Origin of the sequence: Chryseobacterium sp. B21-037, assembly GCF_028570785.1 — a bacterium.
GTDB classification, from domain to species: Bacteria; Bacteroidota; Bacteroidia; order Flavobacteriales; family Weeksellaceae; genus Chryseobacterium; species Chryseobacterium proteolyticum.
Genome location: NZ_JALGCB010000001.1, coordinates 3,070,999 through 3,097,970 on the forward strand (window position 1 = coordinate 3,070,999; position 26,972 = coordinate 3,097,970).

Here is a 26,972-nt window from a genome sequence, read left to right on the forward strand (position 1 = left end):
AAATGAAAAGTAAATTTAAAGCATGGCTGTTATTAGCTTTGGTATTCTTATTTTCAGGACTCAATGCACAGATCAAAAATCCTGTAAAATTCAAGTTCACGATCAATGATCTGGGAAATAATCAATACGAGGCAGTTCTTAATGCAACGATGGAAAGTGGTTGGCATATTTACTCGAGAGATATTCCTGAAGATACAGGGATTCCCACAGAATATAAAGTTTCGGGAAAAAACATTGAACTGATTGGAAAATTTCAGGAGGTTGGAAAGAAGCATGAAGAATTCTCTGAGGCTTTTGGCGGAACGATTGTTTTCTATTCAAACTCGGCAGGCTTTAAACAAAAATTCAAACTTAAAGATCCTACAAAACCCGCAGATGTCACCTCGGAGATCACTTATCAAACGTGTGATGACAGGGTATGTCTGGCTCCCAATACATTAGAATTCAATCAAAAGGTCACTCCAAAAGGAGCAACTGAAGAAGCAACCCCTGAAGCTGTTTCAGAAACAGTTAAAGATTCTGCAAAAACGACTATAACCGCTGTAGAAAATCCGTCTAAAGACGAAATTGTCGTATCACAGGTTTCGCATCTGGATCCTAAAAAATTGAAAATAGAAACAATAGATTTTAAAAAGCCTTTAACGGATTGTGGTACTAAGTCTTCAAAAGTTGATGAAAACTACTGGACCTATTTATTTTTAGGATTTATCGGTGGATTAATAGCCTTATTAACTCCTTGTGTTTTTCCAATGATCCCTCTAACGGTATCATTCTTTACAAAAGGAAATAAAAATAAAGCCAAAGGAAAAAGAGATGCTCTTATCTATGGTTTTTTCATCCTGCTTATATTTGTATTATTAAGTGTTCCTTTTCATTTAATTAATGGAATTGCAGGAAATATCTTTAATGAAATTTCAACAAGTGTTTGGCTTAATATAGCGTTCTTTATCATATTTATTTTCTTTGCCGGAAGCTTCTTCGGATACTATGATATTACACTACCAAGCGCTATTGCCAATAAATCATCCAAGGCTGAAGAAGCAGGAGGTATCATTGGAATCTTCTTTATGGCTCTTACACTGGTGATTGTTTCATTCTCATGTACCGGACCAATATTAGGAAGTTTATTAGGGAGTGCTGTTACCGGATCTACCAATGTACCGATGTTGCTAACTTTTGCATTGGCTGGTTTTGGTTTGGCCTGGGCAATTATTTTTGGACTTTTAGCCTTATTCCCTCAAGCTTTGCAGAGCCTTCCTAAATCAGGAGGATGGATGAATACAGTAAAAGTAGTGCTAGGTTTCGTGGAACTCGCATTGGCTTTAAAATTCCTGTCAAAAGCAGATCTTGTTTCTAAAACATTTTTATTAAAAAGAGAATTATTTATTGTTATCTGGATCATCATTACAATTGGTCTTGCTTTATATTTATTTGGACTGATCAGATTCCCTCATGATGATAAAAAACCCAAAATATCTATCACCAGAAAAATATTGGGAGTATTAGGAATTGGATTTGTAATCTATCTGATCCAGGGATTGATCCCTTCTGAGCGTCCAAAACTTCAGTTACTGAGTGGTATCCTTCCTCCGCTTAACGTTAGCTATTTCCACAATGAAAAGACGGAATTCTGGGAATGCATCCGGAACATGACTTTTTCAGCGCTATAGAATTAGCCAAAAAGAAAACAAACCCATTTTGATTGACTTCACCGGATATGGTTGTGAAAACTGTAGAAAAATGGAAGAGTTTGTCTGGAGCGAACCCGACATTTTACCCATCCTTCAAAACGATGTCATTCTTGCTTCTCTGTATGTTGACGACAAAGAAGAACTTCCGGAAGATCAGAAAACCAAAATTGATCTGGGAGACGGTCAAATTAAAAAAGTAAAAACAATCGGAGACAGATGGAGTTTATTTCAGCAGGTTAATTTCAATAACAATTCGCAACCCCATTACGTTTTGGTAACTCCGGACGGAAAGGTAATCAACACTCCTGTATCAGGTTATATGCCGAAAGAGGAGTTTAAAAAATTCCTGGAATGCGGAGTAAATTACTACAAACAGAATAAATAGTTTACCAATTAAAATATTACAGCCCTGTCAATTAAATTGACAGGGCTTTTTACACTTATTAGAAAAATGTCTACACTTACTTATTGAAATAAATAAACCCAATAATTTTTATTTATTTTTAGAATAAAAGTATACATGAAAAATCTATTTTATCTTTTATTTTTCACTTTAAATTTTCTTTCTTTAAGCGCCCAGGCACCTTCCATAGTATGGCAGAAGACTTTTGGAGGTACAGGTACAGAAGAGTTTTTTGATATCCAGGCAACCAATGACGGCGGATACATCACTATTGGGGATACTACCTCTTCAAATGGCGACGTAACTACAAACCATGGAAGCACAGACCTTTGGATTGTAAAAGTAAACAGTTCCGGTACCATCCAATGGCAAAAAACGTATGGCGGAAGCAATATAGACAGAGGATTTAAGATTCAGCAGACCACTGACGGCGGATATATCGCCATTGGATCCACAAGTTCCACGGATGGGGATATTATGGGAAATCATGGAGGATATGATTTATGGATACTTAAACTTGATGACTCCGGCAATATTGTATGGCAAAAAACACTGGGTGGTAGTGCTGATGAAGATGGAGTTGATATCCAGCAGACAAATGAAGGAGGATATATTGCTATAGGATCTACCTACTCTACAGATGGTGATATTACAAGTAATCACGGACAAAGGGATATGTGGATCATCAAATTAGACAGTTCCGGAAATATACAATGGCAAAATACGTATGGTTTTCTTTATCAAGACGATGGAAATCAGATCAGGCAAACTCCGGATGGAAGTTATGTCGTTATCGGAAGTTACAACTTTTCTTCAACCGACACTTCGGATTTCTGGATTCTGAAATTAGACCCATCAGGAGTTGTTATCTGGGAGAAAACATATGGCGGAACATCAAGGGAAAACCCGTACGATATACAAAACACCAGTGATAACGGATATATACTTGTAGGCTACACTCAATCCAGTGATGGAGATATAACAGGAAATCATGGTCAGGGTGAAGTATGGATGCTGAAACTCAACTCGTCAGGTGACCTGCAATGGCAGAAAACATTTGGAGGAACGTCTTCTGATTATGGAGAAGCCATCCAACGGACCTTGGATGGTGGATATATCATTGCCGGAAACGCCCAATCAACCAATGGAGATGTGACGGGTAATCATGGAAGCAGTGACTTCTGGATTATTAAGACTGACTCTTCCGGAAATATCATGTGGCAAAAATCGTTGGGAGGCACCGGTAATGAAATGGGCAGAAGTATTATAGAGATTGCTGACGGAACCTATATTGTAGTGGGCGGAACCTATTCTACCGACGGGGATATTACCATTAATAAAGGGCTTAATGATGGCTGGATGGTAAAAGTCCAAACTGAACAGCTAAGTACCACAGAAAATAATATTAAAAACAATATTTCCTTGTATCCTAATCCTGCAAAAGATCTTATTTATCTGGATAACCTGCCTGCCGGAACTACCGTACAGATAACAGATATGTCGGGAAGAAAATTGCAAAGTCAAAAATATAATAATAAAAAAAGCTCTATTAATACCTCTCAATTAACCAATGGCATTTATATTATCCACGGTGAGCATCAGGGAAAAAATATTTTATCTGAGAAATTGATCATAGAGAAATAATACACAACCTCTTAATTAATCATAAAATATTAATAAAATCAAAAACGCTAAGGTTTCTTTATGCTAAACATTTAATAAATTTTAAAAAATTGTAAGATTTTGAAAAATTAGGTACAAGCTTTGTATGGATTCCTTCAGATAAAGAACAATAATTCAATCTTTATCAAATAACCGTTTAACATTTAAAAATTGTACTTATGGCTGAAGTTATCGCACAAGAAAAATCAGGAGGAAAACAACGGAAAAAATTAATCCGCGTGGACATGACTCCAATGGTAGACTTAGGTTTTTTATTAATAACCTTTTTCATGTTTACAACCAATTTTACAAAACCCAATGTAATGGATCTGGGATTGCCGGCAAAAAGCCCAACTCCACCAACAAATGTAGTTGACAACAAAAACCAGGTTACATTTATTATCGGAAAGGATAATAGGATATTTTATCATCAGGAGGCAAAAGGAGATTTAAACACCAGCAATCTCAAAGAAACCGATTATAATGGGGTTAATATTTCAAAAATCATTTCGAAGGCTTACAATGACGCACCTATAAAAGATAATTTCACAATTATCATTGAACCTACAGATGATTCTAATTATAAAAATTTTGTAGATATGCTGGACAACATTGCCATCTCTAAAAAGGAACGTTATGGAATCACCGACATGAAACCTTGGGAAAAGAAAGTTTATGAAGAATTAATAAAATAAAACAGAAAGAGCATTATAATAATGCTCTTTTTTATTTACTTTTGAGAATACAATTTTTATCCTTCGATGAAAAATATACTAATGATCGCGGCAATTACAGCCCTACTTTTTTCTTGTTCAAAAAAAGAAACACAATCAACCCCAAACCAAACAGACAGCGTCAAAATTATCGATTCTATTAATGCTGCCCGTACAAAAATAAATGACAGCATTAGAAGTAAAAACCATTTCAAAGACTTTAGCGGAGATCATAAATTCACGCATAATCTCATCAAAAAAGCAGGCTCTGTCAATTTCAAAAAAACAGAGGGTGAAAAGGATCATTATAAAGTTCTTGGAGATATAAAATCAGGGAAAGATCATGTACATATTGAAGGCTATATGAAAGTTGTTTCCGACAAGCATATGAATTTCACAGGAAGTATTTCGCAAAGCATCTCTGAAAACGAAAACGGGAAAATAGATATAAGAAAGGGTACAAAAACTTTCTTATCTAAAGACGGCGGAAAAACCTGGAGGCTTCAGGATATGGTAAACGGCTCAGGATTTGTAGACTATATCGATATTCACTTTTAATTCTGAACACATGCTGAATTTTGAAAAAACAGGAAACGGAAAGGAAATTTTAGTACTACTCCATGGCTTCATGGAAAATCTTTCTATCTGGAGTGATATGGAGCCGCACTTATCTAAAAATTTCACCCTTTTAAAAATAGATCTCCCTGGTCACGGAAAATCAGAAATTTTGGCTGACGTTCATACGATGGAGCTTATGGCTGATGAAGTAAAAAAGGTTCTAAACGATCAAAAGCTTGAAAAAGTTCACCTGTTAGGACATTCTATGGGAGGTTATACTTCATTGGCATTTGCTGAAAAATATCCCGAATCAATAAAAAGTCTTACCTTATTTTTTTCCACCTACTTTCCGGATGATGATGAAAAGAAAAAACAACGCATAAAAAGCTACAGAATTATTCAGGAAGCATTCCCTAATTATGCAAAGGCCGGAGTTCCTAATTTATTCAACCCTAACGAAAGAGATATTCTTGAAGGCAAAATAGAAACAGCTCTGGAAGTTGCATTGTCTACCAATAATATGGGAGCATTAGCCTGCGTAAAAGGAATGGTAGAACGAACGGATAAAAAACATGTTCTGGAAAATCTTGAGGCTAAAATATTAGTCCTCTCAGGAAAGCATGATAATGCAGTAAAAACAGAAACAACCATCAATAACCTTCCGGACAGGACGAATATAAAATCATACATTCTGGATTGCGGACATAACGGACATTGGGAAAAACCAGGAATTTGTGCAGAGATCATTAATACTGAACTTCTTCATAATATGCCGAAAAACTTAGTTTTATAAACATTTAGGCTTTTTGTTTTCCAACACGAGCCATATTATTACTAAATACAGTCAAGCTATTTTATCCTCAATAAGCCCAATTAAGGTTCTGAAATTTCTTGTATATTAGTGAAGATTAATTTTCTCAATGAGCTTATTCTCCTTCAACAAAAAGAAACCCGTAATCGGCTTGACACTTTCCGGTGGAGGCATGCGTGGAATTGCCCATATTGCTGTTTTAAAAGCGTTGGAAGAATTCAATCTTAAACCCGATATTATTTCAGGTACCAGCGCCGGTTCTATTGTTGGCGCTTTTTATTCTTTCGGAAAAACTCCCGATGAGATGATGGACATTGTAAAAAGCACCACTTTTTTTTCCAGGTCTTATTTAAAACTTTCCAAAAATGGCATTTTCAGCTCAAATTTTATTTTAAAACTATTTACAGATCACTTTCCTGAGGATGATTTTAAAATCCTGAAAATCCCCGTTTATGTGGCTGCAACAGAAATGACCCACGGCATTGTAAGCTTCTTTTCAGAAGGACCACTTTTTCAACCCCTTTTAGCATCTTCAAGCGTTCCTTTTATACTTCCACCCGTAAGGATTGGAGAAAAAATATATGTAGATGGTGGCGTTTTAGACAACTTACCCATAGAACCAATCATTGATAAATGCGATTTCCTGATTGCATCACATGTGAATTCGATCAGTTATGATGAACTTAAAAAAATGAGTCTGCTAAAGGAATTTGATAGAATTCTCCATTTAGCCATTGCAAAATCGGTTTATTCTAAAGTGAATTCATGTAAGATCTTTCTTGATCCTCCTAAAATGACAAAGTTCAGCTTATTTAACAAAAAATATATGGATGAAATGTTTCAGCAGGTGTATGAATATACATGTGCAGAACTGGAAGACAAGGGATACAGAAAATTAAAAATTGACAATTGAAGCCAGGTTTAATGCTATTTGATTCGTATCTTCCTTCTTCTGTTTCATTTTACAAATTCTCTTCAGCCACTCTGTTTTTAAATATTTCAAGAGTATCCGGTAAAGAATCATTTGATTTACCTCCTGCTGCGTTGATATGCCCTCCTCCATTGAAATACTTCCTTGAAAACTTATTAACATCAACATCATCTTTACTTCTGAAAGAAATTTTGATAAAATCTTCATACAGGTCTTCCATGAAAAATGCAGACATCTTCACTCCGATAATACTCAATCCATAATTAACAAAACCTTCAGTATCTCCTTTTTGGAAGCCATATTCCTGAAGTTCTTTTCTTGTTAAGTATAAAACAGCTACTGTACCGTCATTTACCACTTCTATTCTTCCTAATATCAGAGCTAAAAGATGCAGACGGGAAACGGTATTGGTATCCCACGTATTAGATGTAATAACGGAAGGATCAGCTCCTTTTTCAATGAGGTTAGCAATAATACGGTGTGTTGTAGCACTTGTTGAGCGGAAACGAAACCCTCCTGTATCAGTCATGATCCCGGTATAAAGACACTCTGCAATATCTTTATTAACCAAATCCTCATCCTCCATTGCTTCAATAAAATGATAGATCATCTGGGAAGTTGCAGGGATAATGGTATCTGAATATACATAGTCAAACTCTTCAGGCTGCTGATGGTGATCAATGAGAATTTTTTTTGCGGTAGCTTTTACCAGCCAGTCTCCAAGAATGCCAATTCGTGAAGGTGAATTGAAGTCTAAGCAAAAAATAACATCTGCATCACTAATAAGATCAAATGCAACCTTTCTTTTATATTCAGCAACGATATTCTTTCTGGCTTCAGGCATCCATTTCAAAAATTTAGGAAAATCATTAGGCACAACCACTTCTGCCATTATGCCTTTTGCGTGCAAATAATGTTTTAATCCTAAACTGGAACCAATAGCATCTCCATCCGGATTATAATGGGTAAGGATAACTATTTTATTTTCAGGCGTAAGAAGATTCTTTATTTCTAAAAGTTCAGTAGGTGTAAACATCATTATGTTCTTTAAATTTGAGTCTCCAAAGATAGAGCTTTTAAATAAATGAGACATACATTAATTTAAATAAGCTGAGGGACTCTATTTATAGTGAACTTTTCTAATATCACCTTCAGAAACGCTTAAATTAATTTCAAAAAAAAACAATATAAATTTGTAACTTCTAAAAAAATATTTATCTTTGCAACCTGAAAAATAAATAGATAATTACGATTTAAATATATAGTAATGAGTAAAAGAACATTCCAGCCATCAGAAAGAAAAAGAAGAAACAAACACGGTTTCAGAGAAAGAATGTCAACGCCAAACGGTAGAAGAGTTTTGGCTGCAAGAAGAGCTAAAGGCAGAAAGAGTTTAACGATAAGTGCATCTCGCGCTAAGAGATAATCTCGAAATTATCATATACAAATCATGCTTGAAAAGAAGTTTTTCAGGCATTTTTTGTTGTTAAAATTTACTAAAATTTAGGTTCTTTAAGTTTCTTTTTTCTATTTTTAAAATCTGAAAAGATTTTTTTTAGAAATCGCCCTCTTAAAATTAAATTATGCCACATACAAATATCTCAGGAGATAGCATTATAAGTTTACAACATGCAAAGATTGCTCAAAAAAACTTTACTGTTCTTTCTGACGTTAATCTCAATATTAAAAAAGGAAGATTTTGCTATCTTATCGGAAAAACAGGATCAGGAAAAAGCTCACTTTTAAAGACATTGTACGGGCATATTCCATTGGCTTCAGGACACGGTGATGTAGTAGGTTTTGATCTTGCTAAAATGAGAACGTCTGACATCCCTAACCTGAGAAGAAAATTAGGAATTGTTTTCCAGGACTTTCAGTTACTTTCAGACAGAACAGTGGAAAAGAATTTAAAATTTGTCCTTGAGGCTACAGGATGGAGTGATAAAATCAAAATGGAAGACCGTATCAACGAAGTTCTTGGAAGCGTGAACATGAAGAGCAAAAAGCATAAAATGCCACACGAACTTTCAGGAGGAGAGCAACAGCGTATAGCTATTGCAAGAGCTTTATTAAATCATCCGGATCTTATTCTTGCAGATGAGCCTACCGGAAATCTTGATCCGGAAACTTCTAATGAAATCATGACTTTACTTAAGCAGGTTGCTTTGGAAAACGGAGCTGCTGTAGTGATGGCTACTCACGATTATCATATGATCCAAAACTTCCCTGGTGAAGCGATCAGATGTGAAGATGGAAAGGTATCCGTACTTGATACCACGGAATTATTCGAATAATTTTCATTTACTAAAAACATGAAACTCTTTAGTGAGTTCTAAATATTGGTCCGAGTATTTTCTCGGACTTTTTTCTATCACCAATTCAGAGTCTTCGGCCTCACCTTCCCTTATTGAAAATTCCAATATCAGTCTTTTAACTTTTGAATGTTCAATTCCTTTGATCTGAATTCTTCTGAACAAAAACAAATGATATTCTTTTGCAAGACCAATGAAATCCACTCCCACCTCAACAGGAATGATCACCGAAAAAACACCCTTTTCAGACAACAACGACGGAATTCTGGAGATTAGTTCTCTGAAATTCAACTCAATTGTCTGCCTGGCAATTTTATCCTTACCGGAATCAGACTCTTCAAAATACGGAGGATTGGAAATAATAAGATCAAATGTATCTTTTGATTCAAAAGTTTTAAAATCCTGATGAATATTTTTCAATCTTTCACTGAAAACCGAATTCCGGAAATTCTTCCGGGTTAATTCAACAGCACCAATCTGAATATCCAACCCTAAAAACACAGCATTAAGATTCCTTTGAGCAAGCATTAAAGATATCAAGCCTGTACCGGTTCCTACCTCAAGAACTTTGGCTGCCCGATCGACACTAGCTAAAGCACCTAACAAAACACCATCAGTCCCTACACGAAAAACATCCGGGGATTGCTGAATATCAAACTGCTTAAACTTAAAAGGTTTCACTATAGATTGGTCGGTAGTGTTATAGTAAATGTAGAACCTTTATCAACTTCTGATTTTACAGAAATTTCACCTTTATAATCTTCCACCATTTTTCTTACCATGGAGAGGCCTAATCCCATCCCACTGTTTTTTGACGTAAAATTAGGTTCAAAAATCCTTTCATACATATTATCCGGAATACCTACTCCGTTATCCTGCACAGAGATCATTACTCTTCTTTGGTGCTGCTCTATATCAACATTGATAATTAATTTTCTATCTTCGCTCTGAGCCTGCTTTGCATTGGTAACAAGGTTGGTAATAATCCTGGAAAGATAGATCCTGTCCATATTGATCATGATATTTGCCTTGTTGGTATGGACGAAAACACTGTCATCACTGAAAACACGTAGAATATCAGCAACCTCTGCATTCAGGTTGATGGTCTCATTATTTTTTTCGGGAAGCTTCGCAAATTCGGAAAAAGCAGAGGCTACGGTAGCAATCAAATCGATCTGATCAACCATCGTTTTACTCATCATTTTTACCCTTTCCGTCACATTAGGATCCTGAGGATCAAACTTCCTTTCAAAATTCTGGATGGTAAGCTTCATCGGAGTCAAAGGATTCTTTACTTCATGGGCTACTTGTTTCGCCATTTCTCTCCACGCTTCCTCTGATGCTTTGAACCTAAGCCTTTCTTTTTGATCCTGAATCTGAAGTATCATTCTGTTATAAGCTCTTGCCAAAGCATTTAGCTCATCATTTTTATAATATCTGATAGGACGCATTTCATTCTCAAAAAGAGTAATACGCGTAATCATATCAGAGAATTTCGTAATATTTTTAGCCAAACTGTTTGAGGTTACCCAACTAATCCAGATACTGAATATAATAAGAAAGAAATCAACCAAAAGGATATATTTAACATATTGGTGAAGCACTTCCAGATAAGCGGATTCATTATGATACAAAGGAATATATACAATTCCTATAGGCTCCAGAACATTATTTTTTAGGATCATATAAGAGGATGTGAATACCGCATCCTTTGCCTGATCATATCCTTTAATATCCACTCTGGCATCAGTCGCCAGGATTCGATTAACAATATCTACGGGAATTGATTTTTGAGATACTAACCCCTGATCTCTGTTGGAAAGAAGATAATGTCCTTTCAAATCATAAATCACAATATCATGCTGATTGATATCTGCAATTTCAAAAATTTTATTTCCTAAAACCTGAGGGAGATCTTTAGTTTCGAGTACCGTACTGCTTACTTCATAATCCAGAAAGCGCATTACAGCACTGGTTTTCTCCTGCATGTCAATTTTGCTTTGTTGCAAAGAATGGTTTCTCAAAACAAAGTAAGGAACGAGGGATGAAGCAACAACACTTAAAAGACATACCAGCAAGAAACCGAAAAACACTCGATTCCTCAAGCTATATCCTTTGTACTTATTAATTGCCATTCTGTTTTTTAATTAACCTAGCAATATACTTACCAATTATGTCAAATTCAAGATTAACTTTATCACCTATTTTTAAATATTGCATATTCGTAAACTCCCAGGTATATGGAATAATCGCGACAGAAAATTGGAAATCCTCACTTTTAGCAACGGTAAGACTTATTCCATTCATAGTAATTGATCCCTGAGGTACTGTTACAAAATCACCGTCATTATCATATTTTACTGTAATGAAATAGCTCCCGTCTTTATTTTCGATTCCTACAACCTCACCTGTCTTATCCACATGTCCCTGTACAATATGCCCATCCAGTCTGCCATCCATCTTCATACAACGTTCAAGATTTACTACTGTTCCCACTTCCCATTTTCCAAGATTAGTCTTTTCCAGAGTCTCATTAATTGCTGTTACAACATATTGGTCATTCTTAATCTCCACAACCGTCAAACAACATCCGTTATGTGCAAGACTTTGATCTATTTTTAACTCATTGGTAAAAGGGCAGGTTAATGTAAAGTCGATATTACTTCCTTTTTCTTCAATTTTCTCAATAACTCCAACTGCTTCAATAATTCCTGTGAACATATTATTTTTTGCTAAATTTGTAAAATTATAATCTTCAAAGATAATCAAAATGAGTCCAAAAAACTATAGAGTACGAGTAGGAATTTCAATAGGTGATTTCAATGGCATCGGCCCTGAGATCATTATGAAGTCTTTGAAAGACAAAACGATCACAGATTTTTTCACTCCTGTAATCTTCGGATCCGGGAAATTATTTACCTATCAGAAGAATATTTTCAAACTGAATCTTAATTTCAATTATATCAATGAAGCCTCTCAGGCTCAGACGGGAAAACTGAATATGGTCAATCTTGCCAAGGAAAATTCTAATGTAGAGTTGGGAACTCCTACCGAAGAATCCACCCAAATGGCAATATCCTCTCTGGAGGCTGCTACAGAAGCTTTAATCAAAGGAGACATTGACGTACTTGTTACCGCGCCTATCAATAAGGATGAAATGATGAAACTAGGCTTTAAACATGCTGGACATACTGGATATTTTGAAGAAAAATTCAATAAAAAAGGCTTAATGTTTTTAGTAACGGATGATTTAAAAGTAGCCGTTTCTACGCATCATATTCCTTTAGCTAAGGTAGCCGAAAGTATTTCGAAAGAAAAAATCAAAAAACAGATCAAAGCCTTAAACCAAACTTTAATTGAAGATTTCTGTATTCAAAAACCAAAAATTGCCGTATTAGGACTGAATCCCCATTCCGGAGACGGAGGAGTAATTGGCAGCGAGGAAATAGAGATCATCGGACCAGCCATCAAAGAACTTTCAGACAATGGAGTTTTAGCTTTCGGACCATTTCCTGCGGACAGTTTTTTCCAACCCAATAAATATAAAAACTTCGATGCTGTTTTAGCAATGTACCATGATCAGGGCCTTGCTCCTTTCAAAACACTGGCTTATGAAGAAGGTGTAAATTATACTGCAGGACTACCTTTTATCAGAACTTCTCCCGACCATGGAGTCGCTTATGATATTGCAGGAAAAAATATCGCCGATGAACAGAGTTTTACAGAAGCTATTTTTACAGCTATTAAAATTTTTAAGAACAGAAGCGAATATAACGATCTCATGAGCAATAGGATGCAGCCAAGAAAAATGGCTGTAGATAATGGAATAGATGAAGATCTTCCTGATGAAAATGAAGCATAACTCTTCCAAACACATTTAAAATTAATTTGTTTGATATTTTATTTGTAATTATAAAAAAAATGCATATTTTTGCACACTCATTTTATGGACAAGTTAAGAAACTATGACGTAAGCTTTTCCGGATTAAAAAACGGCAAGCATCAGTTCAAATTTGAGATAGACCAATCGTTCTTTCAATTATTTGACACTGAACAGGAATTTACAAATCCTAGAATAACAGTAGATGTTCTTTTGGAAAAGCATACTACTTTTTTAGAGTTTGAAATAAAAATTGATGGAACCGTAGAATTGGTTTGCGATATTACAAGCGCCGATTTTGACCATCAGATTGAAAATGAAATTAAAGTCCTGGTCAAGTTTGGAGAAGAATATGATGATAGTGACGAAAACGTTATTACTATTCCAAGCTCGGACCACGCTTTCAATGTAGCACAGTTGATTTACGAAAATGTAGTACTTTCCATACCTATGAAAAAAGTATCTCCTGACGTAAGTGATGAAGATTTAAGAATTTTGGACCAGTTCAGTCCTAAAGATATTGAAGAAAAGGAAGAGGAAGAACATGAGAGTGACCCAAGATGGGAAGCTTTAAAAAAATTAAAAGATAAAAATTAAAATAATTTAAATATGATGAGATGATGAAAAAAATCTCATCGCTCATCAAATTAAAAAAGTTATTACACAATGGCACATCCAAAGAGAAGACAATCGTCCACAAGAAGAGATAAGAGAAGAACTCACTACAAAGCAGTAGTTCCTCAATTAGCGAAAGATGCAACTACAGGTGAACACCACCTTTACCACAGAGCTCACTGGCATGAAGGAAAACTTTACTATAGAGGTAAAGTAGTACTAGAGAAAACAGTGGAAACTACTGAAGAAAACTAAAAGGTAAATTTAAAAAAACCTCATTTTAATACAAAAATCGCCCAATTTCATCAAAATTGGGCGATTTTTTGTTGTTTTTTATGTTTTTTTGGTATCTTTGGCTCAAAATCAAATATCAAATTTATGGACATTAAAGACATACAAAATCTTATCAAGTTTGTATCTAAAGCCGAAGTTTCAGAGGTTAAATACAAGACTAAAGATTTCGAAATCACTATTAAAACTCCATTAGCAGGAAGCGAAGTAAACTATGCACAACCAGCAGTTTACCACACTGCTCCTCAGCAAGTAGCAGCTCCTGTACAAACTCCAGCTGCCACTACTCCAACTGAAAAAGTAGAAGCAGCTTCTGATGACAGCAAGTATTTAACTATTAAGTCTCCAATGATTGGTACCTTCTACAGAAAGCCATCTCCAGATAAAGACGTTTTTGTAAATGTAGGTGATGAAGTTTCCAACGGAAAAATCGTTTGTGTAATTGAAGCAATGAAATTATTCAATCAGATAGAATCTGAGATCAGCGGTAAAATCGTTAAGATATTGGTAGACGATGCTACTCCTGTAGAGTACGACCAACCTTTATTCCTAGTAGATCCATCTTAATTTAGAAGTTAGATGTTAGACATTGGATGTTAGATTAAATTCTACATTAAAATAACATTATCTAATTTTCAAATTATCTAATTTTCAAATTGAAGAAGATGTTCAAAAAAATATTAATAGCCAACCGTGGCGAGATTGCAATGCGTATTCTTCGTACTTGCAAAGAAATGGGGATCAAAACCGTTGCAGTTTACTCTACTGCAGATAAAGACAGTCTTCACGTAAGATTTGCCGATGAAGCAGTTTGTATTGGTCCTGCAATGAGCAAAGACTCATACCTTAAAATTCCAAATATCATTGCTGCTGCAGAAATTACTAATGCAGATGCTATTCACCCTGGTTATGGATTCCTATCTGAAAATGCGAATTTTTCAAGAATCTGTCAGAAAAATGGGATAAAGTTTATTGGTGCTTCCCCAGAACAAATTGAGAAAATGGGTGACAAAGCGAACGCCAAAGCAACCATGAAGGCTGCAGGTGTGCCATGTGTTCCAGGTTCTGACGGTCTTATTGAATCATACGAGCATGCAGTGAAAGTTGCTGAAGAGACAGGATATCCTGTAATGATCAAAGCAACTGCCGGTGGAGGTGGAAAAGGAATGAGAGCTGTCTGGAAAGCAGAAGATCTTAAGGAGCATTGGGATTCTGCCATTCAGGAGGCTGTAGCCGCTTTTGGAAACGGAGGTATGTACATGGAAAAATTAATTGAAGAGCCTAGACATATCGAAATTCAGGTTGCCGGAGATCAATATGGTAAAGCCTGTCACCTTTCTGAAAGAGACTGTTCCGTACAAAGAAGAAATCAAAAACTGACAGAAGAAACTCCTTCTCCGTTTATGACCGATGAACTTCGTGAGAAAATGGGGGCAGCAGCAGTAAAAGCAGCTGAATTCATTGGTTACGAAGGTGTGGGAACAATCGAATTCCTGGTAGACAAACACAGAAATTTCTATTTCATGGAAATGAACACAAGGATTCAGGTAGAACACCCTATTACCGAGCAGGTAATTGATTATGATTTGATCAGGGAGCAAATCCTGTTAGCTGCAGGAACTCCAATATCAGGAATCAATTATTACCCGAAATTACATTCAATTGAATGTAGAATTAATGCTGAAGATCCATATGCTGACTTCAGACCTTCTCCAGGAAAAATAACAGGATTAAATATCCCTGGGGGACATGGAATCAGAGTAGACACTCATGTTTACTCAGGATATACGATCCCTTCTAATTACGACTCTATGATTGCAAAGCTAATTACTACGGCTCAAACCCGTGAAGAAGCAATTGCTAAAATGAGACGTGCATTGGAAGAGTTTTATATTGAAGGAGTAAAAACAACGATTCCTTTCCACAGACAATTAATGGATGACGAAAATTATCTTGCAGGAAACTACACTACAAAGTTCATGGAAGACTTTGTAATGGATAGAAAATATGATAATCATTAAGATTATTTAATATAAAAAACAGAAACTGCCTCAAATCGGGGCAGTTTTTTGTTTGAATTACTTTCGTTTTTACATTACAAAATGATCTGTCATGACTTTTATCAGACCCCATTATTTCCCATTTTTTTGATTTAATGCTATTTTTGTCGCGATAAAAAATTATGATGAAACAAATCTTATTCTGCATAAGCACCTCGCTTATTCTTTTTATGTCATCCTGCTCCAGTGATGAAGTTATTGAAACAACCCCCGAAACATCAAATGAAAATCCGATATCACTTGAAGATAGTAAGGAATTTGGTTACTACAACGCTTTAGGATATGGTTATAACGTTACCGGCGAATATGCAAATTCTAACTCTACGGGTTTTAAAGTTCTTGATATTGATAAATTTAAAACAGAGCAAAGCGCAAGATTAGTTGATGAAAATACATTGACGCAGGAATATTCTGATGAATATGGTGAAGATGCTGCAGCTTTTTCAAAAGTGATTTCAAGAAAAGTGAGCGCAACTGATCAAATGCTATTATATGGAAAGACGATATCAAGTCCTTTCAAATCTGCTTTAATTAATAATCACAGTTATTTCGATCCGAAATTTATTTATGGAAGCTATAATATTTTAATTAAGCAAAAAAGATTCAGAATCAACGCAACAACAGATTTACTTACGAATTATGTAACCCAAAATTTCCTGAAGGATCTACAAATAAAAACACCGGAACAAATAGTACACGATTACGGCACACACGTTACAGTGGATATTTATACAGGAGCTAAATTAGATATCTTTTTCCAGGCGCAAACAACAAATCTTGATCGTAGCAAAGCGGCCAGAGCAGGTATAGCAATTGCGGTAAATGGCTTAAAATCAATCACATCCAATGATATTGACGTACAGGAAGCCTCTAAAAATTATTCTAAAAAACTATACTATAAAACAAGGGGAGGTGAACTTTCAAAACGTTTTGCTAATATCTTAAACATAGATCAAAGCATCCCAAAAATCAATATATCAGATTGGCAAAGTACTTCTACGAAAGATAATTCTGTACTAGTTGATTTTGGACCTCATGGTTTGGTAATACTATACGATTTAATAAAAGATCCAATAAAGAAATCTCAAATGAAATCATACATTGATCAATATCTTGCTAACAATCAAGTGCTTTTAGTCAAGTAATATACCATCACTTACATTTTATAATATTCCGCTTTACAAAAGGCGGATTTTTATTTATGAATATGGGAAGAGTTAAGAAACTACGACCTTCCCCAAATTCAAAATTAAAAATAAACATATCACTGATCAATCCAACATTATAATTATTAACTTTGTACAAAACCAAAAGAATATGTCAACAGTAGAAACAGAAAAAAATTCACAGTATTTTATTGACCTTGAAGACAAACATGGAGCACACAATTACCATCCTCTTCCCGTAGTTTTAGACCGAGGAGAAGGTGTCTTTGTATGGGATGTAGAAGGCAGGAAATATTATGATTTTCTTTCAGCTTATTCTGCCGTAAACCAGGGCCACTCCCATCCAAAAATCGTAGATGCCTTAGTAAATCAGGCTAAAAAGCTTGCTCTTACTTCAAGAGCTTTTTACAATTCAAAATTAGGAGAGTACGAAAAGAAGATTACTACTTTATTTGGTTTTGATAAAGTGTTACCCATGAATTCTGGTGCTGAAGCAGTAGAAACAGCAGTGAAACTTGCCAGAAAATGGAGTTATGAAGTTAAAGGTATTTCAGAAAATGCAGCGAAAATAATTGTTTGCGAAAATAATTTCCATGGTAGAACAACTACTATTGTTTCATTTTCTAACGATCCGGATGCGAATCAAAATTATGGGCCTTTTACTCCGGGTTTTATTAAAATCGCATATAATGATCTTTCAGCTCTGGAAGAAGTATTAAACAATGAAGCAGAAAATATTGCCGCATTTTTAGTTGAACCCATTCAGGGTGAAGCCGGAGTGTATGTTCCGGATGAGGGCTTTCTTAAAGGAGCTTCTGAGCTATGTAAAAAACATAATGTTCTTTTTATTGCGGACGAAGTACAGACGGGTATTGCAAGAACCGGGAAACTGATTGCCTGTTACCATGAAAATGTGCAGCCAGATATCCTGATTTTAGGGAAAGCACTTTCCGGAGGAATGTATCCTGTATCTGCTGTTCTTGCTAACAATGAAATCATGAACGTTATTAAACCCGGACAGCACGGTTCAACATTTGGTGGAAATCCAATAGCCTGTGCAGTAGCCGTAGCAGCTTTAGATGTTGTAGCAGATGAGCACCTATCTGAAAGAGCCGAACAATTAGGACAGCTTTTCAGAAATGAGATTCAAAAATTAATTGAAAAATCTGACCTTATTACTAAAGTACGAGGTAAAGGATTGCTAAATGCTATTCTAATCAATGATACTCCTGACAGCTCTACAGCGTGGAACCTGTGTCTGAAATTAAAAGAAAACGGACTGCTTGCCAAGCCTACTCACGGAAATATCATCAGATTAGCACCACCTTTGGTCATTACAGAGGAGCAGTTACTTGATTGTATAGAAATCATTAAAAAAACGATTCTCGAGTTTAAATAATGTCTCTTACTCTGGCTGTCATTACTTATAATGAAGAGCATAACATTGCAAGGCTTTTAGATTCCCTTTATAATATCGTCGATGAAATTATAATTGTCGATAGCTATTCAACTGATCGCACAAAAGAAATTGTTCTTCAACAATATCCCGAGGTCAAGTTTTTTGAAAAGAAATTTAACGGGTATGGTGAACAGAAAAACCATGCCCTTTCATTATGTTCTGGTGAATGGATTTTATTTCTGGACGCTGATGAAGTCCCTGATAAGGAACTAAGAAATTCTATCAGGCATGTAACGTCGTTAAATAATCCTGAATATCATATTTATAAGACGAAATTTAATAACCACCTAGGGACTCATTTGATAAGGTATGGAGGCTGGGGAACTGTATCCCGAGAAAGATTGTTCAGGAAGGATTCGGCAAAATATTCAGATGATAAAGTACATGAATATCTGATCTCTGATAAAAAAGCAGGAAATCTCGATGGCAAGCTAGATCACTATACCTACAGAAGTATACATTGCCATGTATCAAAAATCAATAAATATTCTGATATGATGGCCGAGAAAATGTTTGAAAAAGGAAAAAGAATCAAGCGTTTTAAGGTTATCGTAAGCCCTGTTTTCGAATTTATAAAAGTTTTTATCTTTAAATTGGGCTTCCTGGATGGGTTTGCCGGATATTATATCGCTAAAACTATGTCTTATTATACATTTCTCAAGTACATTAAACTTCGTGAAAAAATAAAATTAGAGGAACTTGAAAAAAAATACCACAAGAAAGCCGTATGATGTTATCCCTAATTATTATATCTGTTATATTGGTATTCTTAGTGATACATTTCAGACTCTATCTCATTTTCTTCACTGAAAACAGATTGATTATCCTCATGTACCACCAGATAGGAGAAAAAAGTACAGATGACCTCATGGTAAGCCTTGATAATCTTGAGCGTCAGTTTAAATATCTGAAAGACAAAAATTACACTTCTAAATTCTTTTCGGAAATCAACATTCCGACTAAGAATAGCATTATATTAACCTTCGATGATGGTTATAAAAATAATTTCGACTATCTCCCTTCCCTATTGGAAAAATACAACTTAAAAGCTGTTATATTTATTCCTACAAAATTTATTCAGGAGGGATACAAAGATTATCCCATGATGACTTTTGAAGATATCAGAAATCTTGATCCGAATTATTTTGAGATTGCCTTGCATACTCATGCTCATGAAAATCTGAGAACATTAACGCCAGAAGAAACCGAAAAGGATCTTGAAACAAACATGCAAATTCTCAATGACCATCATATTAGGTATAAAAAAGTCCTTGCTTATCCTTATGGGAAATACCCCAAGAAAGGTGAGGATAAGAAAAAGCTTTTTTTTACCTTAAAAAAGTTGGGAATTGATTTTGCCGTAAGAATTGGAAACAGAGTAAATTACTATCCATCTAAGAAATATGAGCTATGTAGAATAGATATAAAAGGGGATGACTCCATAGAAAAATTCAAATTAAAACTTATCTTTGGAAAATTAAAACTGTTTTAGAAGACCTAACTTTAATGGTTTTCAAACATCTAAATGGTTATGATAAATATAAGCGGCTTAATCATAACATATAACGAGGAAAAAAATATACAGGAAGTCCTTGAATGTTTTGATTTTTGTGATGAAATTATAATTGTAGATTCTTTTAGCACCGATAAAACCTTAGATATTGCTAAAGTTAATCCTAATGTAAAAATCATCCAAAACAAATTTGAAGATTTTACTAAACAAAGAAACATAGCTCTGGATCAGGCTAAAAATGATTGGGTCCTATTTCTGGATGGTGATGAAAGAATTACCCCGGATCTTAAAGCTGAAATAATTAATGAACTCGAAAAACCGGACAAAAAAGATGCTTATTATTTTTACAGAAAATTCTTCTTTGCAGGGAAACCTATTCATTATTCAGGAACCCAGACTGACAAGAACTTCAGATTGTTCAGAAAGTCAAAGGCAAGATATATTTCAGAAAAAAAAGTACATGAAACATTAGAAGTTTCCGGAACAATTGGAGAATTGAAGAATAAACTACTTCATTTTTCCGTTTCAGATTATGAGTCTTATAAAAATAAAATGATTCATTATGGAATTCTGAAAGGACAGGAACTATCAAATAAAGGAAAAAAATTTAATCTAATAACACAATATTCCAAAACAGCGTTCAAATTTTTCAAGGCATACATTTTGCGGTTAGGAATATTAGATGGAAAAGAAGGTTATCAGCTTTCATATTTGCAGGCGTTAAGCACGTATGAAACGTATGAATCATTAAAAAAGGAACAAAAATAGTTGAATGAAGATTTGTGTAATTAGTTATGATTTTTGGGGCTACGACAAACATATTGTAGATACACTATGTAAAAAGGGTATTGATGCACATCATATTAAAATCGGAAACGTTACGCATTCAAACTTTCAGGAGAGAGCAACTAATGCCATCAGTAAGGTTTTTTTAAATAAAAACCTGAAAACGGAGAAAAGACAACAATTTGTTATCGATTCGCTTGCAGCATTAGGTCCGCAGGATCAAATTTTGGTTCTAAATCCTGACACATTTGACATATCTACTCTTCAGGAAATTAAGGCATACAGCAAAAGACTTATTACTTATCTATACGATAGCCTTGAAAGGCTCCCCGTTGAAATTGAAAAACTTAAGCTTTTTGATAAAATTTTTTCATTTGATATTATTGATGTTAAAAAACATGCTTTTGAAAAGCTGACCAATTATATTTATCTGGATCACCATTCTTCAGAGGAGCAGAATCCGGATATGGATCTTTTCTATATTACTTCCTATGACAATAAAAGAGTCTCTTTTATTAAGTTACTTACGAAGAAGTTAATCGCTTTGAATTTAAAATTTCAAATTATGATTATCGGTAAGAAAAGCTGGAAAAATCAACTAAAGAATTTATTTATTACAGTGCCGGAAAGCTTATCCATTATCTTTAGTATCAAGAAAATTTCCCATCAGGACCTTCCTGGATATTATAAAAACTCGAAAGCCCTACTCGATCTTACACGGGAAAACCAACACGGATTAAGTTTCAGGGTTTTTGAAGCAATGGCACTCGAAAAGAAAATCATTACCGACAACATAGCTATTAAAGACTACGATTTTTATAATCCCAACAACATCCTAGTTCTAGATGAAACCTGCAGTAATCTGAATACCCAATTTTTTGAACAGCCGTACGAGAAGATTCCAGACAATATTTATTACTTTTACACAATTGATAGCTGGGTTGATCGTGTTTTTAAACTGGCTTAAAAAATTATTTCAACTATAAACCAATGATTACACTTACTGATCAGTCTAAAATCATCATATTTTGTCCACCCAACAGTGTTACAGGAGGTCCTGAGGCATTACATCAGCTTGCAGATAAACTCTATCAACTACAGGTTAAAAATGTTTTTATGCATTATATTCCAAAAAGGAAAAATGCAAAACCTTCTAATTACTCTATTTATCAGACTACTGAGATAGAACAGATTGAAGATCATCCGGAAAATATTCTTATCGTTCCAGAATCGATGACCTTTTTGATAAAAGAATATCCGCTAAGTCAGAAGATAATCTGGTGGTTGAGCGTAGATTTTTATAAAATATTAATGGACTATAGAATAAGAAAGCAAAGTATATTTACAAGGCTTTTCTATAGACAAGCTGACAAAGAATATCATTTTGAGAAGCTACCTAATGTTTTCCAGTGGGCTCAATCTTACCGTTCATCGGTTTATATTAAAGAACATGGAATTCCCGATAATGAGATTGATTTTGTATGTGACTATATCAATCCCAGCTTCTTAAAAAACAAGAAGCCTATTATAAAAGATCTCAACAATAAAAAAATACTATACAACCCACGTAAAGGAAAAAAAGAAATCGCACAATTAATTAAAAGTTCACCAGATCTGAGTTGGGTTCCAGTTCAAAATATGAATGCAAGCCAGATTAAAGATCTTATGGAAAAATTTTTACTGTATGTTGATTTTGGGGAAAATCCGGGAAGAGACAAGATGTTAAGAGAATCTGTTTCGCAGGATTGCTGTATTATTTCAGGAAAGAATGGTTCATCTGCTTATTATGAAGATCTTATGATTCCGGATGAATATAAATTCACTTTCAATGAAAACAAAATTCCAGATATTATTGCAAAAATAAAAGATGTTCTGGAAAACTATCCTAAACATATTCCTCATTTCGAATCCTACAAAAAAATGGTTCTTAATGAAGAAATTTCGTTTGAAGAGAAGCTAAAAGAAATATTTACGAAATGACTTCAAAGAAAAAAATTACTTTAATCTATCCCTTTGCATATGGTTATATTGATTTTGTTGTTGAAGAGCTTCAGTCGGATGCATCCATAATAGTTACAGATATTAAAACCGATACGATAAAGTATTCTTATCCTAATTTTTTTGTGAAAATATGGAATGGTATTACAAAATTGTTTGGGACTAATATCAAAAAAAAATACTTTAACCGACAAGTAATAAATCAAATCACCGAAGTTCAGGATATTATTTTTGTGATCCGACCTGACATGCTGGAAGATTCTCTATTAAAAGAATTAAAAAAGAAGACAAAAAGCTTCATTGCTTATTATTATGATAGTTGTAAAAAATACCCCCGACAATTACAAATATCACACTTTTTCGACGAGATTTATTCCTATGACAGAGAAGACATTGATCGACACCAATTTATAGAAACCTCAAATTTCATTTACGACGAAGCAATTGAAAATCAACCAACTAAATACGATATTTTTAATATATCGTCTTATGATTCAAGAATAGAAGAAATTGACAAAGTATCAAAAACATTATTTGATGCAGGGTTTTCTATTAATTTTGTTTTATTTTGGTATGAAAAATTAACGTATCCGCATTTAAACTCTATAACAGAATACTTGACACTTAGTGAAACTAAGAAACTTATCTCCCAATCCAAGGCAATGATAGATATACAAAGACATGACCAGAAGGGACTTTCTTTCAGAACCTTTGAAAGTTTAGGATACCGTAAAAAACTGATTACGACAAATTCAGAAGTAAAAAAATACGATTTTTATCATCCTAATAATATGTTAATAATCGATAATAGTAATTTAGATACAGAAGTAATCAAGGATTTTCTAAAGCTTGATTATGTGGAAATTTCACAGGATATTCTCAATAAATATACCGTTAAGAGTTTTACACAAAAGATATTCAAATTATAAAGCAATGGGCATTAAAAGAAAAATAAAAAATTATATCTATCTCAAGAACCATTATCCTTTATCCGAAAAGAACATTATTCCTGATGAGAATAAAAAAAATGTCCTTATTGTAGATAGTCAGATTCCTACTTTTGATAAAGATTCCGCTTCGAATCGAATCACCGAGATTGCCAAATTTTTAGCCAAACATTATAATGTCTATTTAATGGATTGGAGAAAAGCAATTCCAAAGGTAGAATCAAAAAAATACATTAAAAACCTGAATGATCATAATGTAATTGTCTATACTCCGTTTATAGGAAAATACGGAATCATGAAAGGAAAAAAGCATTTCATCAACAATCTTCTTCCTAAGCTTGATTTTGTGTGGTGTCATAGACCTGAACTTTTTGAATATTATCTGGAATTTTTCAGAAAGGAAGCGCCAAAAGCCAAAATAATTTATGATATGGTAGACATTCATTATCTAAGAATGGAAAGAGGCCTTGAAATTAAATATGATAAAAACAGAGCTAAGGAACTTGTTCACTATAAATATATTGAAACTGAACTGTGTAAAAAAGCAGACAAGATTGCGGTAATAAGTGATAAGGAAAAGGAGTTTATGACTGCTTTTGTAGATGAATTCAAATTATTTACTGTAAGTAATGTTCATAATCTCAAAGTTAAACCGGAAGATATGCCACCTTTTGAAAAACGAAATGGTATATTCTTCATCGGTACATTTTTACACGATCCAAATGTAGATGCCGTAGAGATTCTCTATCACAAGATCATGCCATTGGTTTGGAAAGCTTTACCTGATCTGAAAATTACGATAATCGGATCTGAGGCACCACAATCCATTATAGATATGAATTCTGATAAATTTGAAGTAGCCGGTTTTGTAGAAAACATCATCCCATACTATGAAAATTGTTTTGCATCGGTATCTCCTTTAAGATTCGGAGCTGGTGTAAAAGGAAAAATAGGACAGGCCCTCGAATATACTTTACCTGTACTCACGACAGAAATAGGTGCTGAGGGAATGTTTTTGAAAGATGGAGTAACGGCAATGATTGCAGGAAATGAGGATTATCAGAAGTTTGCGGATAATATCATTAAAATATGCAGTGATAAAAACACCTGGGATACTTTACATAATAATTCAGAAAAAGCAATCTATCCATTTTCGATCGAGGCTCAGAAAGATGAAATTTTTGAGCTTCTTAAATAAACCACTTGACAAATGTTTCCTCAAAAAGGAAACATTTGTTTTGATTTCCTTTTCAGATTAAAGCTGGTATTCTACCATGAAGTCACAATCAAAGGTTAATGATCTGTTGATAAATAGCAACAAGTTCATCTGAACTTTTTTTCCATGAAAACAATTTAGAACGCTCCAGTCCCTTTTTAGCATATTCTTTTCTTACATTTTCATTTACATATAAATCCAGCATAGTTTGATATAGTAATTCATCATCGTCTGGGCTCAGCATAATTCCAGCATCTCCCACAACCTCCGGTAAAGATGAAGTATTAGAAGTCACCGTTGCTACACCACATTGCATAGCTTCTAAAGGAGGCAAACCAAAACCTTCATAAAAAGACATATAATAAAAAGAATGTGCATGGCTGTATAAGCTGGCCAGATCTTCGTCAGGAACTCTTCCTGTTATTATAATTTTATCTTTTAGTTCCTTTGCATTATTGTACTCATCGAAAATTTTATCATAATCCCATCCTTTTGCACCTACCAGTACTAATCCTAAATCGTCAATATCATTTTCTTTAATAACCCTGATAAAATTACGGATTACAAAATCAACATTTTTACGAGGTTCCAATGTTCCTACACTTAAAAAATATTTTTCAGGAAGATTATACTTTTCCTTTATTGAATTAAATTTATCAACATCTTTACACACATAAAAAAGAGATTCAGAGGCTGCTAATAAATTAACAAAGACATGGTCAGGATTGATATGAGGAGCATAGTTGAGTAAATCTTTTTTCGTATTTTCCGAGACACAAATAGCATATCCATCTTCTCCTATACTTTCTATAATTTTTTCTATAAGAGTTGCATTAAAGTGCAGTTCCGGAAATAAAACAGGTATTAAATCATGAACGGTAACAATCTTTTTTAAATTTCCATACTTCCTTATTTCATTATTGATCGGGTAATAGAAAGAGTGAAAAATTTCAGCTTTTCTAAAAATCTCTTCAAGATGCACATTCTTATAATTGTAAATACCTCTCCTATTATAAAAATGACGGAAAAGCTTTTCTTTCCTGAATGGTAAAAATACCCTCCTATATCTTTGATTGGCTTCTTTTATTGATATGGAATGGTCAGAAAAAAAATCATTTATTTCTTTTGTACTTGTTTCATTGTTCAACACACTTAGATGAGAGTAAAACGTTTCTATTGTACTATTCTTACTTAATTCCCGAAAAAAGGCCAAAGTGACCCTAAAGATTCCGGTCCTGTTATCTTTATAAAAATCTGCTATAACATCAGCATCTAAAATTACTTTTATACTCATAAGAATATCTATACAATGGTATCGTAAAAAGAGTTTTGCTGCTCCTGTCGTTTAATCTCTTTAATATGCAGCAAACACATTGAATAATCGGAAGCTGGAAGACCTGCTAGTTTTTTATAATTGCATAGTTTTTCGTGCACCTTATTTTCCCATTTGATTCCTCTGTTAAGTTTAAAAATACGATGCTGATAATCCGGAAAATTAATATACCCCTTGTCATTGACCAGCCAATTCCAGCGTTCTATGTGCTCATCGGTAATTCCATGAACAATATTTATTCTAGGGACCATGAAAACGTCTTTTTTCCTCTTTTTAAAAAGATATGGCTTTATTTTTATCATAAGAGAAGGTTCAGGAATCTCATCCGCATCTATTTGAAATAAATAGTCTTTCCTGGCAACTTTTATCAGATTATTTTTAAAGGTTGCAAAATCACCGTCAAGACGTGCTTCGATCCGGATAATTTTATTCCCATACGTATCAAGAATGTCACTAACTTTTTGATTTTTATTGGTTATATCCTGCAATACAATAACTTCATCATTTTTATTTATTGCTGGGAGTAAAGCATTTAAAAGTCTGACAATTTCATCAGCTTCATTGTTCACTGTTATCCCGTAAGAAATACTTACGATTTTTTTTAGAATTTGGTTAATAACTCTCATA

27 protein-coding genes and 1 pseudogene are annotated in these 26,972 nt (G+C 34.2%); 22 read left to right on the forward strand and 6 right to left on the reverse strand.

What is annotated here, in order from left to right:
• The first annotated feature begins 2 nt into the window (after positions 1–2).
• The 6 genes and pseudogenes from MTQ00_RS13630 to MTQ00_RS13655 all read left to right on the forward strand — a co-directional run bounded on the left by MTQ00_RS13630 (position 3) and on the right by MTQ00_RS13655 (position 6,751).
• Positions 3–2,076 (forward strand): annotated as a pseudogene (locus MTQ00_RS13630) (cytochrome c biogenesis protein CcdA).
• A gap of 135 nt (positions 2,077–2,211) precedes the next feature.
• Positions 2,212–3,738, forward strand: coding sequence for a T9SS type A sorting domain-containing protein (locus MTQ00_RS13635; RefSeq protein WP_273649705.1), 1,527 nt, complete (start codon positions 2,212–2,214; stop codon positions 3,736–3,738).
• Between the two features lie 197 nt (positions 3,739–3,935).
• Complete coding sequence (locus MTQ00_RS13640) at positions 3,936–4,451, forward strand: biopolymer transporter ExbD (RefSeq protein WP_273649708.1); 516 nt, start codon at positions 3,936–3,938, stop codon at positions 4,449–4,451.
• A gap of 66 nt (positions 4,452–4,517) precedes the next feature.
• On the forward strand, positions 4,518–5,027 hold the full coding sequence (locus tag MTQ00_RS13645) for a hypothetical protein (RefSeq protein WP_273649710.1): 510 nt from the start codon (positions 4,518–4,520) through the stop codon (positions 5,025–5,027).
• 10 nt (positions 5,028–5,037) lie between these two features.
• Positions 5,038–5,820 carry an alpha/beta fold hydrolase gene (locus tag MTQ00_RS13650; protein ID WP_273649712.1) on the forward strand — a complete coding sequence of 261 codons (783 nt, stop codon included), beginning with the start codon at positions 5,038–5,040 and terminating at the stop codon, positions 5,818–5,820.
• 127 nt (positions 5,821–5,947) lie between these two features.
• On the forward strand, positions 5,948–6,751 hold the full coding sequence (locus MTQ00_RS13655) for a patatin-like phospholipase family protein (RefSeq protein ID WP_273649714.1): 804 nt from the start codon (positions 5,948–5,950) through the stop codon (positions 6,749–6,751).
• A 49-nt stretch (positions 6,752–6,800) separates the two neighbouring features.
• Here the strand turns inward: MTQ00_RS13655 and MTQ00_RS13660 are convergent, their stop codons facing one another.
• Complete coding sequence (locus MTQ00_RS13660) at positions 6,801–7,805, reverse strand: DHH family phosphoesterase (protein WP_273651065.1); 1,005 nt, start codon at positions 7,803–7,805, stop codon at positions 6,801–6,803.
• A 231-nt stretch (positions 7,806–8,036) separates the two neighbouring features.
• On the opposite strand from MTQ00_RS13660, the gene rpmH reads away from it, so the two are divergent.
• Both rpmH and MTQ00_RS13670 read left to right on the forward strand, forming a co-directional pair.
• Positions 8,037–8,195: a 50S ribosomal protein L34 gene (rpmH, locus tag MTQ00_RS13665; protein ID WP_172280837.1), complete on the forward strand. Its 159-nt coding sequence runs from the start codon at positions 8,037–8,039 to the stop codon at positions 8,193–8,195.
• 157 nt (positions 8,196–8,352) lie between these two features.
• The gene (locus MTQ00_RS13670; RefSeq protein ID WP_172280839.1) at positions 8,353–9,063 is read left to right on the forward strand and encodes a cell division ATP-binding protein FtsE; all 711 of its coding nucleotides are present in this window, start codon (positions 8,353–8,355) and stop codon (positions 9,061–9,063) included.
• 3 nt (positions 9,064–9,066) lie between these two features.
• Here MTQ00_RS13670 and MTQ00_RS13675 read toward each other — a convergent pair whose 3' ends face one another.
• From MTQ00_RS13675 to MTQ00_RS13685, 3 genes are read right to left on the reverse strand one after another with little or no spacing between them, the layout of a single operon-like run.
• A complete protein-coding gene (locus MTQ00_RS13675) occupies positions 9,067–9,762 on the reverse strand; it encodes a tRNA1(Val) (adenine(37)-N6)-methyltransferase (protein ID WP_273649717.1) in 696 nt (231 codons plus the stop codon).
• The gene (locus tag MTQ00_RS13680) at positions 9,762–11,216 is read right to left on the reverse strand and encodes a sensor histidine kinase (protein WP_172280843.1); all 1,455 of its coding nucleotides are present in this window, start codon (positions 11,214–11,216) and stop codon (positions 9,762–9,764) included. Before MTQ00_RS13680 ends, MTQ00_RS13675 begins: the two co-directional genes overlap by 1 nt.
• Positions 11,206–11,802 (reverse strand): riboflavin synthase, encoded by a 597-nt coding sequence (locus MTQ00_RS13685; RefSeq protein ID WP_273649719.1) that lies wholly within the window; start codon positions 11,800–11,802, stop codon positions 11,206–11,208. The genes MTQ00_RS13680 and MTQ00_RS13685 overlap by 11 nt, the downstream gene beginning before the upstream one ends.
• 49 nt (positions 11,803–11,851) lie before the next feature.
• Between MTQ00_RS13685 and pdxA the strand changes: the two genes are divergently transcribed.
• From pdxA to MTQ00_RS13755, 14 genes are all read left to right on the forward strand, one after another.
• Positions 11,852–12,943: a 4-hydroxythreonine-4-phosphate dehydrogenase PdxA gene (gene pdxA, locus MTQ00_RS13690; RefSeq protein WP_273649721.1), complete on the forward strand. Its 1,092-nt coding sequence runs from the start codon at positions 11,852–11,854 to the stop codon at positions 12,941–12,943.
• An 84-nt stretch (positions 12,944–13,027) separates the two neighbouring features.
• On the forward strand, positions 13,028–13,558 hold the full coding sequence (locus MTQ00_RS13695; RefSeq protein ID WP_273649722.1) for a YceD family protein: 531 nt from the start codon (positions 13,028–13,030) through the stop codon (positions 13,556–13,558).
• Positions 13,559–13,627: 69 nt separating this feature from the next.
• The gene (gene rpmF, locus MTQ00_RS13700) at positions 13,628–13,831 is read left to right on the forward strand and encodes a 50S ribosomal protein L32 (RefSeq protein WP_172280851.1); all 204 of its coding nucleotides are present in this window, start codon (positions 13,628–13,630) and stop codon (positions 13,829–13,831) included.
• Positions 13,832–13,954: 123 nt separating this feature from the next.
• Complete coding sequence (gene accB / locus MTQ00_RS13705) at positions 13,955–14,434, forward strand: acetyl-CoA carboxylase biotin carboxyl carrier protein (RefSeq protein ID WP_172280853.1); 480 nt, start codon at positions 13,955–13,957, stop codon at positions 14,432–14,434.
• 98 nt (positions 14,435–14,532) lie between these two features.
• Positions 14,533–15,888 (forward strand): acetyl-CoA carboxylase biotin carboxylase subunit, encoded by a 1,356-nt coding sequence (gene accC, locus MTQ00_RS13710; RefSeq protein ID WP_172280855.1) that lies wholly within the window; start codon positions 14,533–14,535, stop codon positions 15,886–15,888.
• A 161-nt stretch (positions 15,889–16,049) separates the two neighbouring features.
• Positions 16,050–17,072, forward strand: a complete 1,023-nt coding sequence (locus MTQ00_RS13715; RefSeq protein ID WP_273649724.1) for an MAC/perforin domain-containing protein — start codon at positions 16,050–16,052, stop codon at positions 17,070–17,072.
• Between the two features lie 172 nt (positions 17,073–17,244).
• Positions 17,245–18,492 (forward strand): ornithine--oxo-acid transaminase, encoded by a 1,248-nt coding sequence (gene rocD / locus MTQ00_RS13720; RefSeq protein WP_273649726.1) that lies wholly within the window; start codon positions 17,245–17,247, stop codon positions 18,490–18,492.
• A complete protein-coding gene (locus MTQ00_RS13725) occupies positions 18,492–19,283 on the forward strand; it encodes a glycosyltransferase family 2 protein (RefSeq protein WP_273649728.1) in 792 nt (263 codons plus the stop codon). Before rocD ends, MTQ00_RS13725 begins: the two co-directional genes overlap by 1 nt.
• Positions 19,284–19,381: 98 nt before the next feature.
• Positions 19,382–20,044 carry a polysaccharide deacetylase family protein gene (locus MTQ00_RS13730; protein ID WP_273649730.1) on the forward strand — a complete coding sequence of 221 codons (663 nt, stop codon included), beginning with the start codon at positions 19,382–19,384 and terminating at the stop codon, positions 20,042–20,044.
• A gap of 39 nt (positions 20,045–20,083) precedes the next feature.
• Positions 20,084–20,833, forward strand: coding sequence for a glycosyltransferase family 2 protein (locus MTQ00_RS13735; protein WP_273649732.1), 750 nt, complete (start codon positions 20,084–20,086; stop codon positions 20,831–20,833).
• Positions 20,834–20,837: 4 nt separating this feature from the next.
• Entirely contained in the window at positions 20,838–21,818 is a 981-nt protein-coding gene (locus tag MTQ00_RS13740; protein WP_273649734.1) for a glycosyltransferase family protein, read from the forward strand.
• A gap of 23 nt (positions 21,819–21,841) precedes the next feature.
• A complete protein-coding gene (locus tag MTQ00_RS13745; RefSeq protein WP_273649736.1) occupies positions 21,842–22,831 on the forward strand; it encodes a hypothetical protein in 990 nt (329 codons plus the stop codon).
• Positions 22,828–23,778, forward strand: coding sequence for a hypothetical protein (locus MTQ00_RS13750; protein WP_273649738.1), 951 nt, complete (start codon positions 22,828–22,830; stop codon positions 23,776–23,778). The genes MTQ00_RS13745 and MTQ00_RS13750 overlap by 4 nt, the downstream gene beginning before the upstream one ends.
• A 4-nt stretch (positions 23,779–23,782) precedes the next feature.
• Positions 23,783–24,994: a glycosyltransferase gene (locus tag MTQ00_RS13755; RefSeq protein ID WP_273649740.1), complete on the forward strand. Its 1,212-nt coding sequence runs from the start codon at positions 23,783–23,785 to the stop codon at positions 24,992–24,994.
• A gap of 88 nt (positions 24,995–25,082) precedes the next feature.
• Here MTQ00_RS13755 and MTQ00_RS13760 read toward each other — a convergent pair whose 3' ends face one another.
• Both MTQ00_RS13760 and MTQ00_RS13765 read right to left on the reverse strand, forming a co-directional pair.
• Positions 25,083–26,306 (reverse strand): glycosyltransferase family 4 protein, encoded by a 1,224-nt coding sequence (locus MTQ00_RS13760; protein WP_273649742.1) that lies wholly within the window; start codon positions 26,304–26,306, stop codon positions 25,083–25,085.
• A gap of 8 nt (positions 26,307–26,314) precedes the next feature.
• Positions 26,315–26,971, reverse strand: a complete 657-nt coding sequence (locus MTQ00_RS13765) for a glycosyltransferase (protein WP_273649744.1) — start codon at positions 26,969–26,971, stop codon at positions 26,315–26,317.
• Position 26,972 lies beyond the last annotated feature (1 nt).